Source organism: Streptomyces sp. NPDC048604, assembly GCF_043199435.1.
Classification (GTDB): domain Bacteria; phylum Actinomycetota; class Actinomycetes; order Streptomycetales; family Streptomycetaceae; genus Streptomyces.
Genome location: NZ_JBICVX010000009.1, coordinates 68,683 through 82,942 on the forward strand (window position 1 = coordinate 68,683; position 14,260 = coordinate 82,942).

The window sequence follows — 14,260 nt, forward strand, 5'->3', positions numbered from 1 at the left end:
CTCCGGTATTGATTAATTCGCTCACGTCCTTTCGCATCGTGGGTGGGACACACACAGGACGGGGGTCGTGTGACAGCGTCATCGCTAGCGCGAGCGGCGGACCATCGCCCGTACTTCTTCTTGAGTTACGCGCATACGCCGAGGTACGGACCGGGCGGCCAGGACCCGGACATGTGGGTGGAACGGCTCTTCCGTGATTTATGCGGCCATGTGATGGCCATGACGGATCTCCCGGCCGGGGCGCCCCCGGGCTTCATGGACCGGGAGATACGCTCCGGCGAGGGCTGGTCGGAACGGCTCGGCGAAGTGCTCGCCACCTGCCGGGTCTTCGTCCCGCTCTTCTCGCCCCGCTACTTCGCCAGCGAGATGTGCGGCAAGGAGTGGTTCGCCTTCGAACAGCGGACCATCAACCATCACGCCAAGCACAACAAGCCCGCCGAGGCCATCGTGCCCGCGCTGTGGGTACCGGTGCCGCCCGAACAACTGCCCGGCCCCGCCGAGCGGTTGCAGTTCAACCACCGGGCTTTCGGGGACCGCTATGTCACCGACGGGCTCTACGGACTGATCAAACTCCGGGTGTTCGCCGAGGAGTACGAGCGCGCGGTCTACGAACTGGCCCGGCGCATCGTCTCGGTGGCCGATTCGGCAGCGGTGGCGCCCAGCCGCCCGCTCGACTACCGTCAGGCGCCCAGCGCCTTCGGGACCAAGGGCAGCTCCGGCCCCCGGCCCATCCAGGTGACGATCGCCGCCCCCACCCGGCACGACCTCCCCCCGGGCCGCTCGGCCGACTACTACGGGGAGACCCCGCACGACTGGAACCCCTACTACCCGGACGCCGCCCGGCCCCTCGCCTATGTGGCCGAGGACCTCATCCGCTCCCTCAACTACCAGGTCAGACTCAGCTCGTTCGACCTGGACGGCGGACACCTGGACTCCAAGCAGCCGCCCACCCGCCCGGAGATCCTGATCGTGGACCGCTGGGCCCTGAAGGACGAGGCCAGACGCAAGCGGCTCGCCGCCTTCGACAGCGAGCACCGGCCCTGGGTCAGCGTGATCGTGCCCTTCAGCCGGACGGACCGGGAGAGCCTCGCCGAGGAGGACGCGCTCACCGAGATCTTCGCCCGCACCATGCCCGTCAGGATGGGCCAGGCGCGGGCCGCAGTCTGGGCCGCCGCCCGCGGCGTGCCCAGCATGGACCTGTTCAGCCAGCTCCTGCCCCAGGTCGTCGAGACGGCCGCCCAGCAGTACCTCAGGCACGCCACCGTCTACCCGCCCGCCGGCGGCCGGCACACCGAACGGCCCCGGCTGCGCGGCCCGATGCCCACCGATCTCGCGATCACCCAGTACGCCCCCGACACGCTCTCAGCGCCCGATGCGGAGGACCCGGATGACAGCCAGCCGTGACGGACGCATCGTCACGTTCTACTCGTACAAGGGCGGAACGGGCCGCACCATGGCCCTGGCCAACACCGCCTGGATACTCGCCGCCAACGGCAAGCGGGTGCTGGCCGTCGACTGGGACCTGGAAGCACCGGGCCTGCACCGCTTCTTCCACCCCTTCCTCGACCCGGCCACCCTCGGCGCCACCACCGGCGTCATCGACATGATCACCGAGTACGCCTGGGCCGCGCCCAACGCCGCCGGACGGCCGGACGACTGGCACCTGGAGTACGCCCGGATCCAGCCGCACGCCGTCTCGCTGCGGCCCGAGGCCCTCGGCTGGGAGTTCCCCGCCGGCGGCACCCTCGACTTCGTCTCCGCGGGCAAGCAGAACCGCGAGTACTCGACCACCGCCTCCACCTTCGACTGGGACGACTTCTACAACCGGCTCGGCGGCGGGCACTTCTTCGACGCGCTCCGCGACGACATGAAGGCCAACTACGACTACGTCCTCATCGACAGCCGCACCGGCCTCAGCGACATCGCCGACATCTGCACCGTCCACCTGCCGGACGTCCTCGTCGACTGCTTCACCCTCAGCGACCAGTCCATCGACGGCGCCGCCTCCATCGCCCGCCAGATCCACGAGCAGTACAGCGGCCGCGGCATCAAGATCTACCCGGTGCCGATGCGGATCGACGAGGGCGAGAAGGAGAAGGCCGACGCCGGACGCGCCCTCGCCCGGCTCAAGTTCGACGGCTTCCCGAGCGGCCTGGGCGGCGAGGAGCTCACCGCCTACTGGGGCGCCGTGGAGATCCCGTACCGCCCCTACTACGCCTACGAGGAGACCCTCGCGGCCTTCGGTGACGAGGCCGGGCTCACCACCTCGCTGCTCTCCGCCTTCGAACGGCTCACCTCCGTGGTCACCGAGGGCGAGATCACCGGCATGCCGCCGGTCGCCGAGGAGCCGCGGCTGCGGATCCGCGACGCCTTCACCCGCCGGCGCCCCGCCCTGCCCGCCGACCTGTTCCTGTCGTACGTGGCCGAGAACCGCATGTGGGCCGACTGGATCGAGTCCGTGCTCACCCGGGCCGGCTTCCGCGTCGTCCCGCGCGACGTCTCCGCCGAACCCGGGCCCGACGAGCCCGCGGTGCACCCCGGCGAGCACGCCGCCCGCACCGTCGTGCTGCTGTCCAGCGCCTACCTCAAGTCCACCCGCGCCATGGAGGTGTGGCAGCGCGCCTCGGCCGAGGACGCGGCCGGCAGCCGCCGTCATCTGCTGGCGCTCCGGGTCGGCGACGTCCGGCTCACCGCCCCGTACATCGACCGCAACCCGGTCGACCTCTACCGGCTCGACGAGCACCACGCCACCAGCGCGCTGCTGCGCGCCCTGGAGCGCCCCGTCACCCTGCCCGACGGCCAGGCCCCCGGCCCCCGCTTCCCGGGCACCGTCCCCAAGATCTGGAACGCGCCGCCCCGGAACTCCGGCTTCACCGGCCGCTCCGTCGTCCTGGAGCGGATGCGCGACCAGCTCGGCGCGGGCATGGCCGTCGTGCTGCCGCAGCCGCAGACCCTGTACGGCCTCGGCGGCGTCGGCAAGACCCAGGTGGCCCTGGAGTACGTGCACCGCTTCATGGCCGACTACGACCTGGTCTGGTGGATCTCCGCCGAGCAGACCGACGACGTCGTCGCCGCCCTCGCCGAACTCGCCGGCCGGCTCGGCGCGCAGGGCGGCGACGACATGGCGGCCGCCTCCCAGGAGGCCGTCGACCTGCTGCGCCGCGGCGTGCCCACCAACCGCTGGCTCCTGGTCTTCGACAACGCCGACGACCCCGACCAGCTGAGGCGGTACTTCCCGTCCGGCGGCCACATCCTGGTCACCTCCCGCAACCAGAGCTGGTCCCAGCACGGCAACGCGCTGCCCGTCGACGTCTTCCTGCGCGAGGAGTCCGTCGAGCACCTGCGCCGCCGCGCCCCCGGACTGACCGGCGCGGACGCCGACCGGGTCGCCGCCGCGGTCGGCGACCTGCCGCTCGCCGTCGAACAGGCCGCCGCCTGGATCGCGGAGACCGCCACCCCGGTCACCGCCTACCTGGAGCAGCTGGAGCAGCAGGCCGCCCGCACCCTCGGCCTCAACCAGCCCGTCGGCTACCCCGAACCGGTCGCCGCCACCTGGAACGTGTCCATCGAGCGGCTCAAGCAGCGTTCGCCCGCCGCGGTCCGGCTGCTGCAGCTCTGCGCCTTCTTCGCGCCCGAGCCGATCCACTCCAACCTGCTCTACAGCAAGGAGATGATCGACGCCCTCAAGCCCTACGACCCGGCGCTCCAGGAGAAGCTGGTCCTCGGCAAGGTGATCCGCGAGATCGGCCGGTTCGCCCTCGCCAAGGTCGACCAGGTCTCCGAGTCCATCCAGGTGCACCGGCTCGTCCAGGCCGTGATCCGGGCCCAGCTCAGCGAGGAGGAGCAGCGGGACGCCCGGCACGCCGTGCACCGCATCCTCGCCGGCGCCCGGCCTGAGGACAACGAGCCGATCGACAACCCGGACAGCTGGCCGCGGTTCAACACCATCTGGCCGCACCTCGGCCCGTCCGAGGCCCGGTACTGCATCGAGCCGGAGACCCGCCGGCTGCTCATCGACCGGGTCCGCTACCTGTGGAAGCGCGGCGACGTACGGACCGCGTACGCGCTCGCCAGCGATCTGCGCGACGCCTGGCGGGAGATGCTCGGCAACGACGATCTCCAGTACCTCTACCTGCGCTTCCACCTCGCCAACATCCTGCGCACACAGGGCCGGTTCGTGGAGGCCCGGGAGCTCGGCGAGGAGACGCTGATCCGGCAGCGGAACGTGCTGGGCGACTCGCACCCGCACACGTACATGACCACTTCCGGCCTCGCCATGGACCTCGGCGCGCTCGGCGAGTACAGCAGGGCCATGGAACTGGCCACCGAGGCGCACGAGGGCTTCAGCGAGATCTTCCACGACTCGCACCCGAGGACGCTGGCCGCGGCCAACAACCTGGCGCTCAACCTGCGCATGGTCGGGCAGTACGCGCGGGCCCGCGAGATCGACCAGGAGGTGTTCGACCGGCGCTCCGAGGTGCTCGGCGCGGAGCACCCGTACACCCTGTCCTCGGCCGCCTCGCTCGCCCGCGACCTGCGCGAGGTCGGCCGCTACGAGGACTCGGTCAGCCTGCTCAGCCGCACCTACGAGGTGTACAAGGAGACCCTGGGCAGGGCGTTCCCCGGCACCCTGGCGGCCGCCAAGTCGCTCGCGGTGTCGCTGCGCAGGGCCGACCAGGTCGAGCACGCCCGCCGGCTGACCACGGCGACCCGCAACCGGTACCGGGAGAAGTACACCCAGGCCAACCCGGACACGCTCGCCTGCGACCTGAACCTGGCCGCCGACCTGTTCGCCTCCGGCGAGCCGGTGGCCGCCCGCGACATGGCGCAGGAGGTCGTGGACCAGTACATGAAGGTGCCGGGGGAGCGGCATCCGTACACCCTGGCCGCGATCAACAACCTCGGCATCTACCAGTGGGGCTGCGGGGCGCCGGAGCTGGCCGAGCAGCTGCTCGCCGGGGCGCTGCGGTCTCTGAGCGACGTGCTCGGCGACGCGCATCCGCACGTCCTGTTCTGCACGGTCAACCTCGCCAACGCCAAGGCCGACCTCGGGAAGCTGGACGAGGTCCTGGAGCTGGAGCGGCGGGCCGTGACCGGACTGCGCGAGGGGCTCGGGTCGCTGCACCCCGAGGTGCTCGCGGTCTGCTCCAACATGGCGGTGACGCTGAGCGGCCTCGGCCGCAAGGAGGAGGCGGCGCGGCTGCACCACGAGACCGTCGACGAGCTGGCGCGGCAGCTGGGGGAGGAGCACTCGCTCACCCGGGTCGCCCGCGACGAGCGGCGGGTGCACCGCGACCTGGAGCCGCTGGCGATGTGACGGGACGGGGGCTTCCCGACCGGGAGCCCCCGTCGCCGCAGCGCTGCCGGGTCAGGCGTCCGTCGGGTCGGCGTCCAGCAGCCAGGTGAGCACCCGCGGCAGCGCGTGCAGCGCGTCGAAGTGGGCGGCGGACGGTTCGAGGACCGCCGTCGCCCCCGGGATGCGGTCGGCCAGCCAGCGGGAGTGGCCGACCGGCGAGAAGACGTCCTGCTCGCCGTGCCAGAGCATCACCTCGCCGGGGATGTCCGCCGGGTCGAAGCCCCAGGGGCTGCAGAAGGCCAGCGCGTCGTCGATCCAGCCCCAGGCCGAGGTGCGCAGCGCCTCCTGGTAGTTGCGCAGCAGCATGGAGCGGACGCCGGCGTCGGCGACGACCATCCGGTCAGGTTCGGTGAGCTCCCGGCGCAGGTCGTCCAGGAGCCGTATCGGGTCCTTGCGGATCTCGTCGGCGCGCGGGGTGAGCCGGGCGGCGACCCCGCCGGGGTCCTGGGAGGCGGTGGTGTACTCCCTGACGTTGTGGGCCGTCATGCCCTCGAACCAGTCGAGTCCGTCCGCGTCCCGCGGGGCCAGCGCCACCAGCGCCGCGGTCCGGGTCACCCGCTCCGGGATCAGCGCCGCGCAGGCCAGCGCGTGCGGCGCGCCGCCGGATCGGCCGACCACCGCGAACCGCTCCAGGCCCAGTTCGTCGGCGATCGCGGTCACGTCGTGGACCACGTCGCCGACGCTGCGGCCCTCGAAGCGGTCCGAGCCCCCGTAGCCGGGGCGGTCGTACGCGATCAGCTGCATGCCGCGCTGGTACAGCACCATGGCGCGCGGGGCCGGGCCGAGCCTGCTGCCGGGCGTGCCGTGGAGCAGGAACACCGGCCTGCCCTGCGGGTCCCCGAGCCGTTCCACCATCAGCCGGCGTCCGTCCGACACCCGCATGTGCCCTCGCAACCCGCCGCCTCCTCAGTCGATGCCGTCTACAGGAATCGACCTCCCCCATTCCCTCTGGGAGTGCTGATCATCCCTCCGACAGCCGCTCCGTGCGGATGTACGAGGTGCGATCCGGCGCATTGGGGGGCGCGACCGGGAGCGGAGTGCCGCCACGGCGCACCAGTGCGTCGATCTCGTCCCGGCGGCGGAAGGAGGAGAAGACCAGGGTGACGATCGTGCCCACGGCCGCCCACAGGGCGAGGACCAGCGTCGGGCCGGCCACGGAGTTGCCGCGGAAGTACGCGATGGAGCGGGCCGTCCACGTCGCCGCGCCGGGCGGCAGGGCCGGGCCGATGGTCCGCCAGAATTCCGGGAGCAGCGGCGGCGGGTAGGCGCCGCCGGCGCTGGGGTTGCCGGCGATCACCACGAGCAGGATCGCCACGCCGACGCCGACGATGCCGAAGACGGACTGGAGCGCGAGGGTGGCCGCCCCGACCGCGAACACGGTCAGCGCGCCCAGGCCCCACAGGGCGCCGATGCTGCCGGGCAGCGCGTCCAGGACCGGGCCGGCGATCAGCGTGCCGAACAGGCCGGCCACCACCGCGTACGCGGCCATCACGAGCAGCCGGATCGAGGCGCGCTTGCGGTCGGCGGGCCGGGCGCCGGCGCTGATGGCGAGCACCGCCGCGCACAGGTAGCCGCCCACGCACCAGCCGACGACCAGGTAGAACGAGGTCAGACCGCCGGCGTCCTGGGCGGAGACGGGTGCCACGTCGTCCAGGCGCAGGGTGCGCTGCTGCTGCCGTTCGACCTCGGTGAAGATCCGCACGATCGCCTGGGTCTCGGACGTGCCCTGGCCCGAGGCGATCATCAGGGTGTCGGTGGTGGAGCGGGGGTCCACCACGAGTGCGGCGTCGACCTCGCGGTTGAGCATCTGGTCGCGGGCGACCCGCTCGTCGGTGAGGGTGCGCGGGTCCAGCGGGGAGCCGGGCAGTGTGTCGAGCCGGTCGGCGACCGGCGCGGCGAGCTGTTCGGGGGCGACCACGGCGACCTTGATGTCGTGGGGCTTCGGATGGTGCAGGGCGCCCACGTAGGACGTGATGAACAGCAGCTGCAGTGCGAGGACCCCGATGACCAGGAGGGCGGCCCTGGGGGTGACGGCGTTCTTCACCTCGTCGACGAAACTCATGCCTCCACGCTCCGGGCCCGCGGGGGTCCGTGCAGGCGGGGAGCGGCCGAATGGCGGCATCGGCGTCGCGGCCGTGCGCATGCTCGTACATGCGTTCGAACTTTGGTCTATGGTGGAGGAGGGGGAGGTGAGAACGGAAGGATCAGGAGGTGCGGGTGCCCGGTTTCACGCATCTGCGCACCGTGTCGGGCTTCTCCCTGCGCTACGGGGCCTCGCACCCCGACCGGCTGGCCGAGCGCGCCGCCGAGCGGGGCATGGACGCCCTCGCCCTGACCGACCGCGACTCCCTCGCGGGCACGGTCCGGTTCGCCAAGGCCTGCGCGGCCGCCGGGGTCCGGCCGCTGTTCGGCGTCGACCTGGCCGTCGCGACGGCGGCCGCCGGCCGCCCCGAGCCGGGGGACCGGCGCACCTCCGCGCGCCGGTCCCCCGTGCGCGGCGGCGTCTTCCTCGACGAGTCCGCGCCCCGCGCCGTCTTCCTCGCCCGCTCCCGCACCGGCTGGGCCGAGCTCTGCCGGCTGGTCACCGCCGCCCACGCGGGGAGCGGGCCGGTGCCGGCGGGCGACGGGACCGTGGCCGACGGGACCGTCCCGGGCGGCGGCGGCCGGCCCCCAGGCGCCCGGCCCTCCGCCGCCGGGCCCCGCTCCGCCGGTGGACCCGGCCCCCTGCTGGCCTGGGACGCGAACCACGGCGAGGGCCTCACCGTGCTGCTCGGACCCGACTCCGAGGTCGGCCGCGCCCTCGCCGCCGGCCGCCCCGACCGCGCCGCCCGGCTGCTCGCCCCCTGGCGCGAGCGGTACGGCGACGCGCTGCGCCTGGAGGTCGTCCACCACGGCCGCGAGGGCACCGGACCCGGCTCGCTGCGCCAGGCCGCCCGTACCCTCGGACTCGCCGCCGACCAGGGCGTACGGGCCGTGCTCAGCAACGCCGTCCGGTACGCCGACGCCGGCCAGGGCCCGGTCGCCGACGTCCTCGACGCGGCCCGCCGGCTCGTCCCCGTCACCGCGCTCGGCGGCCTCGACAGCGGCGAGCGCTGGCTCAAGGACCCCGCCGCCATGGCCCGGAACGCCGAGCGGGTCGCCGAGGCGGCCGGCTTCCGCCGCGACGCCGCGCACCGGCTGCTCACCGCCACCGAGGAGACCGCCGCGCAGTGCCTCGTCGACCCCGAGGACGACCTCGGCATGGGCTCCGCCCACTTCCCCGAACCGCAGCTCGTCGGCGCCGCGCACCGCAGCGCCCAACGGGTGCTGACCTCCCGGGCCGCCGCCGGCATGGTCCTGCGCGGCTACGAGAACCGCCGGGACTACTGGGACCGGATGCACCGCGAGCTCGACATCATCGCCCACCACGGCTTCGCCACCTACTTCCTGACGGTCGCTCAAGTCGTCGACGACGTCCGCCGGATGGGCATCCGGGTGGCCGCCCGGGGCTCAGGCGCCGGCTCCCTCGTCAACCATCTGCTCGGCATCGCGCACGCCGACCCGGTCGAGCACGGCCTGCTCATGGAGCGCTTCCTGTCCAAGGCGCGCACCGCCCTGCCCGACATCGACGTCGACGTCGAGTCCGCCCGCCGACTGGAGGTCTACCGGGCGATCATCGGCCGCTTCGGCGCCGAGCGGGTCGCCACCGTCTCCATGCCGGAGACCTACCGGGTCCGCCACGCGGTCCGGGACGTGGGCGCCGCCCTGTCGATGGACCCGGCCGAGATCGACCGGATCGCCAAGTCCTTCCCGCACATCCGCGCCCGGGACGCCCGCGCCGCCCTCGACGAACTGCCCGAACTGCGCGCGCTCGCGGGCGAGAAGCAGCGGTACGGCAAGCTCTGGGAGCTCGTCGAGGGGCTCGACGCGCTGCCCCGCGGCATCGCCATGCACCCCTGCGGCGTCCTGCTCTCCGACGCCTCGCTGCTCACCCGCACCCCCGTGGTGCCCACCAGCGGCGAGGGGCTCCCGATGTCCCAGTTCGACAAGGAGGACGTCGAGGACCTCGGGCTGCTCAAGCTCGACGTGCTCGGGGTGCGGATGCAGTCCGCGATGGCGCACGCGGTCGCCGAGCTCGAACGGGCCGCCGGCGAGCGCGTCGACATCGACGCGGTCCCGGCGGGCGACCCCGCGACGTACCGGCTCATCCGGTCCGCCGAGACGCTCGGCTGCTTCCAGATCGAGTCGCCCGGCCAGCGCGACCTCGTCGGCCGGCTCCAGCCCGCGAACTTCCACGACCTCGTCGTCGACATCTCGCTGTTCCGGCCCGGACCGGTCGCCGCCGACATGGTGCGCCCGTTCATCGAGGCCCGGCACGGCCGGACCCCGGCCCGCTATCCGCACCCCGATCTGGAGGAGGCGCTGAAGGAGACCTACGGCGTGGTCGTCTTCCACGAGCAGATCATCCGCATCGTCAGCATCATGACCGGCTGCCGCCGGGACGAGGCCGACCAGGTGCGGCGCGGGCTGTCCCACCCCGAGTCGCAGGGGAAGATCAAGACCTGGTTCGCCCAGGAGGCGACGCGGCGCGGCTACGCGCAGGAGGTCGTCGCCCGCACCTGGGAGATCGTCGAGGCGTTCGGCTCGTACGGCTTCTGCAAGGCGCACGCGGTCGCCTTCGCCGTGCCCACGTACCAGTCCGCCTGGCTCAAGGCGCACCACCCGGCCGCCTTCTACGCCGGGCTGCTCACCCACGACCCCGGCATGTACCCCAAGCGGCTGCTGCTCGCGGACGCCCGGCGGCGCGGGGTGCCGGTGCTGCCGCTGGACGTCAACCGGTCCGGGGCCGCACACAGAATCGAACTGGTGTCTGGTGGGTCGGAGCGGTGGGGGCTGCGGCTCGCGCTCTGCGACGTCCACGGCATCAGCGAGGCCGAGTGCGCCCGGATCGAGGCGGAACAGCCGTACGCCTCCCTGCTCGACTTCTGGGAACGGGCCCGGCCGCGCCGGCCGATCGCCGAACGCCTCGCGCAGGTGGGGGCGTTGGACGCGTTCGGGGCCAACCGGCGCGATCTGCTGCTGCACCTCTCCGAACTGCACCGCGTGCAGCGCGGCGCGGCCTCGTACGGCGGCCAGCTCCCGCTCGCCCAGGGGCGGAAGACGGCCCCCGTCGGGCTGCCCGACCTCGACGAGTCGGAGCGGCTCAGCGCCGAGCTGGGTGTGCTCGGCATGGACGCCTCGCGCCACCTCATGAGCGACCACGACGGCTTCCTGCGCGAACTCGGCGTGGTCTCCGCCCAGCAGCTGCGGGCCGCCGCGCACGGCCGGACTGTGCTGGTCGCCGGGGCCAAGGCGGCCACCCAGACCCCGCCGATCCGCTCCGGCAAGCGGGTCATCTTCTCCACCCTCGACGACGGCACCGGCCTGGTCGACCTCGCCTTCTTCGACGACTCCCACGACGCCTGCGCCCACACCGTGTTCCACTCCTGGCTGCTGCTGGTCCGCGGCGTCGTGCAGCGGCGCGGGCCGCGCAGCGTCAGCGTGGTCGGCGCGGCCGCCTGGGACCTCGCGGAGCTGATCGAACTGCGCCGCGAGGGCGGGCTCGACGCGGTCGCGGCCCGGCTGGCCCAGCCGCCGGCGGCGGAGGCCGGGGAGGGGGAGCGGGCCGACGACGGGCGGCGGATCCGGATGTCCACCGGGTACGAGATGAACCCCTGGGCCGACCTGAAACCGGCCGGCGAAGGCGCGGCGACCCCGCCGAAGAAACTGTGGCACTCGAGTCCGGGGAGCGCGGGATGATCCTCTGTGTACGGCTCAGGTCCGAGACCGCCGACGTGGAACTTCCCCGTCTGGTACGGCTGTTGACCGAGTTCACCCCAGTCGTGCAGGCCGTGCCCCCCGGTGAGGCGCTCGCCGACGTGCGCGGCGCACTGCGCTACTTCGGCTGGACCGCGGCCGAACTCGCCTCCGTGGTACGGGTCAGGGCGCTCGCCCTGTACGGCACGGAGTGCGTCATCGGCGTCGGCCCCACCCCGATGGCCGCCCGGATCGCCGCCCGCGCGGCCGGCCGTGGAGCGACCCTGGTCGTCGAGGACGCGGCGGCCTTCCTGCGGGACCGACCGGTCGCCGAACTCGACGGCGTCGGCCGCAGCACCGCCCGCACCCTGAGCGGCTACGGACTCGACACCGTCGGCCGGCTCGCCGCCGCCCCGCTCGCCGTGGTCCAGCGGCTGATCGGCGCGCGGGTCGGCCGGGAGCTGTGGGAACGGGCCCGGGGCATCGACCGCAGCACCGTCGTGCCGAACGCCGCCGCGCGCTCCATCGCGGCCGAACACACCTTTTCCCGTGACGAGTTGGACCCCGCCGAGCAGCGCAGGGCGCTGCTCGCGCTGACCGGGGAGCTGGGCGTCCGGCTGCGGCGGGAGCACCAGGTGTGCCGGGCGCTCGCGGTGACCGTGCGGTACGCGGACCGAACGGTCACCACCCGGACCCGCACCCTGCGCGAGCCGACCGCGCACACGACGGCGCTCACCGAGACGGCGTACGCGCTGCTGGCCTCGTTCGGCCTGCAGCGCGCCCGGGTCCGGGCCGTGGCGCTGCGCGCCGAGGGACTGGGGCCGGCGGAGGGGGCGGGGCACCAGCTCACCTTCGACCCGGTGGACGAGAAGGTCCGGCGCATCGAGGCGGTGGCGGACCGGGCCCGGGCCAAGTACGGCCCCGGCGCGGTGGTCCCGGGCGCCCTGGCCCGGCGCGGCCCGCGCCGCCGGCCACCGCACGGGCCGGGGTCCGAAGCGGCGTGACGCACCGGCCGGAACGGCCTTGTTGACGGGGAGTCAATATTTCCTGCCGCGCTGCTTCCCCCTGAGGCTACCCGTGCGTAGCTTGGCATGAGCGGAGCATCCCCACCTGCGGTCCTCCCGCAGGGCTCTGCCGGCGTTCATCCCCTGATTTCCCTTGAGCCGCAAGGAGATCGATCGATGCTGCCCTGGAAAAACCTGCTCAGAGCGGTGACCGTGCTTCTGCTCACGGTCGCCGCGACCCTCGCCCCCACCGCCGCGGCCCAGGCCGCCGCCCCCAGCCGAGGCTGGAACGACTACTCCTGCAAGCCCTCCGCCGCCCACCCCCGCCCCGTCGTGCTGGTCCACGGCACGCTCGGGAACTCCGTCGACAACTGGCTCGGTCTCGCGCCGTACCTGGTCCACCGCGGGTACTGCGTCTACTCCCTCGACTACGGCCAGCTGCCCGGCGTGCCCTTCTTCCACGGCCTCGGCCCCATCGCGAAGTCCGCCGAGCAGCTCGACGCGTACGTGGACCGGGTCCTCGCCGCCACCGGCGCCGAGGAGGCCGACCTGGTCGGCCACTCGCAGGGCGGCATGATGCCCCGTCACTACCTCAAGTTCCTCGGCGGGGCCGACAAGGTGAACGCGCTCGTCGGGATCGCCCCCGACAACCACGGCACCACCCTGCTCGGCCTCACCAAGCTGCTGCCGTACTTCCCCGGCGCCGAGGACCTGATCAGCGCACACACCCCGGGCCTCGCCGACCAGATCGCCGGCTCGCCCTTCCTCACCCGGCTCAACGAGGGCGGCGACACCGTCCCCGGAGTCACGTACACCGTGATCGCCACGAAGTACGACCAGGTGGTCACCCCGTACCGCTCCCAGTTCCTCAGCGGCGAGCACGTCACCAACGTCCTCATCCAGGACAAGTGCGCCCTCGACCTCTCCGAGCACGTCGCGATCGGCACGGTGGACCGGATCGCCTTCCACGAGGTGGCCAACGCCCTCGACCCGGCCCACGCCACCCGCACCACCTGCGCGTCGGTGATCGGCTGACCGTCCGCGGCAATCCGGCCCGCCCACCGTTCCGGGTCAGGAACGGCGGCCGGCGGCCCGCCGGGCGGCCGTGAACACCACGGCGGCGCCCAGGGCGAGGACCCCGGCGCCGGCGACGGCGAGGTACGGGGTGGCGGCGTCGCCACCGGTGGCGGCGAGCTTCTCGTCCCCGGCCGGAGCGCCGGCCGGAGCGGGCGCGTTCGGCGCCTGGGCGGTCGCGGGGGCGGTCGGGGAGGCGTCGGTGTGGTCGTCGCCGCCGTGGCCGCCGTGGTCGACGGTGGACTTCCCGGCGCCGTCCTCGATCTGCTGGTCGGTGGGGGCGCTGGGAGCGGGGGCGGTGGTGCCGGGGCCCGTGCCCGCGCCGTTCCCCGTGTCCTTGCCGTCGTCCTTGCCACCGCCCGCCTCCTTCCCCGTGTCCTTCCCGAAGACGACGTCGGAGCAGGTGTAGAAGGCCTCGGGCGAGTCGGACCGCTGCCAGACGGAGTAGACCAGGTGCCGGCCGGACTTGGCGGGAACGGTGCCCTGGAACACGTACGCCCCGTTCTCCAGGCGTGGGTCGGTGACCGTGGCGAAGGGCTTCGCCTCCAGGTCGGACCACTTCAGCGGCTTGGCCGGGTCGTAGCCGTCCTTGGTGACGTACAGCGCGATGGTGCCGCGGTGCGGGGCGGTAGCCCGGTACCGGAACGTGTGCTTTCCGGCGGCGAGGGGGCTGGCCGGCCAGTCGGCGCGGGCCAGGTCGAGCCCCTTGTACTTGTCCCGGCCCGCGCTGCAGAGCTTGCCGTCCGGGATCAGTTCGCGGTGGCGTCCGGCCGCGTCGCCGATGTTGACCTCGTTCCAGTCGTAGAACGCCTGCGTCCCGCTCGCCGCCACGGCCGCCTTGCAGGCCGCCGAGTCCGGGCTCTCGGGCCCCTCCGCGTAACAGGCGGAGACCCGGCTCACGGGATCGGTCATCGATCCGTGCGCGGCGGCCGGGGAGGCGGCCGGCCCGGCGAGGGCGAGCGAGGCGAGCCCGAGGGCGAGGGTTCCGGCGGCGGCCTTGCGGCGAGCGGTCATGACGACGGTCTCCTTGGAGGGTTCGAGGGTGCGGGAC

General features: G+C 73.4%; 8 protein-coding genes. 5 read left to right on the forward strand and 3 right to left on the reverse strand.

Annotated features, from left to right (window positions below; all coding sequences use genetic code 11):
• Positions 1–42: 42 nt before the first annotated feature.
• Positions 43–1,404, forward strand: coding sequence for a TIR-like protein FxsC (locus ACGFMM_RS19690; RefSeq protein ID WP_393647636.1), 1,362 nt, complete (start codon positions 43–45; stop codon positions 1,402–1,404).
• Positions 1,388–5,317: an FxSxx-COOH system tetratricopeptide repeat protein gene (gene fxsT, locus ACGFMM_RS19695; protein WP_393647637.1), complete on the forward strand. Its 3,930-nt coding sequence runs from the start codon at positions 1,388–1,390 to the stop codon at positions 5,315–5,317. Before ACGFMM_RS19690 ends, fxsT begins: the two co-directional genes overlap by 17 nt.
• 51 nt (positions 5,318–5,368) lie before the next feature.
• On the opposite strand, the gene ACGFMM_RS19700 is transcribed toward fxsT, so the two are convergent.
• Complete coding sequence (locus ACGFMM_RS19700; protein WP_393647865.1) at positions 5,369–6,238, reverse strand: alpha/beta fold hydrolase; 870 nt, start codon at positions 6,236–6,238, stop codon at positions 5,369–5,371.
• Positions 6,239–6,317: 79 nt separating this feature from the next.
• Positions 6,318–7,418: a DUF3533 domain-containing protein gene (locus ACGFMM_RS19705; RefSeq protein WP_393647638.1), complete on the reverse strand. Its 1,101-nt coding sequence runs from the start codon at positions 7,416–7,418 to the stop codon at positions 6,318–6,320.
• Between the two features lie 155 nt (positions 7,419–7,573).
• Here ACGFMM_RS19705 and ACGFMM_RS19710 point away from each other — a divergent pair, with 155 nt between their 5' ends.
• From ACGFMM_RS19710 to ACGFMM_RS19720, 3 genes are all read left to right on the forward strand, one after another.
• Positions 7,574–11,134, forward strand: coding sequence for a DNA polymerase III subunit alpha (locus ACGFMM_RS19710; protein WP_393647639.1), 3,561 nt, complete (start codon positions 7,574–7,576; stop codon positions 11,132–11,134).
• Positions 11,131–12,135 (forward strand): hypothetical protein, encoded by a 1,005-nt coding sequence (locus tag ACGFMM_RS19715; RefSeq protein ID WP_393647640.1) that lies wholly within the window; start codon positions 11,131–11,133, stop codon positions 12,133–12,135. The genes ACGFMM_RS19710 and ACGFMM_RS19715 overlap by 4 nt, the downstream gene beginning before the upstream one ends.
• 177 nt (positions 12,136–12,312) lie before the next feature.
• Positions 12,313–13,170 (forward strand): esterase/lipase family protein, encoded by an 858-nt coding sequence (locus ACGFMM_RS19720; protein ID WP_393647641.1) that lies wholly within the window; start codon positions 12,313–12,315, stop codon positions 13,168–13,170.
• Between the two features lie 36 nt (positions 13,171–13,206).
• Here ACGFMM_RS19720 and ACGFMM_RS19725 read toward each other — a convergent pair whose 3' ends face one another.
• Positions 13,207–14,223: a lytic polysaccharide monooxygenase gene (locus tag ACGFMM_RS19725; protein WP_393647642.1), complete on the reverse strand. Its 1,017-nt coding sequence runs from the start codon at positions 14,221–14,223 to the stop codon at positions 13,207–13,209.
• Between the last annotated feature and the right edge of the window lie 37 nt (positions 14,224–14,260).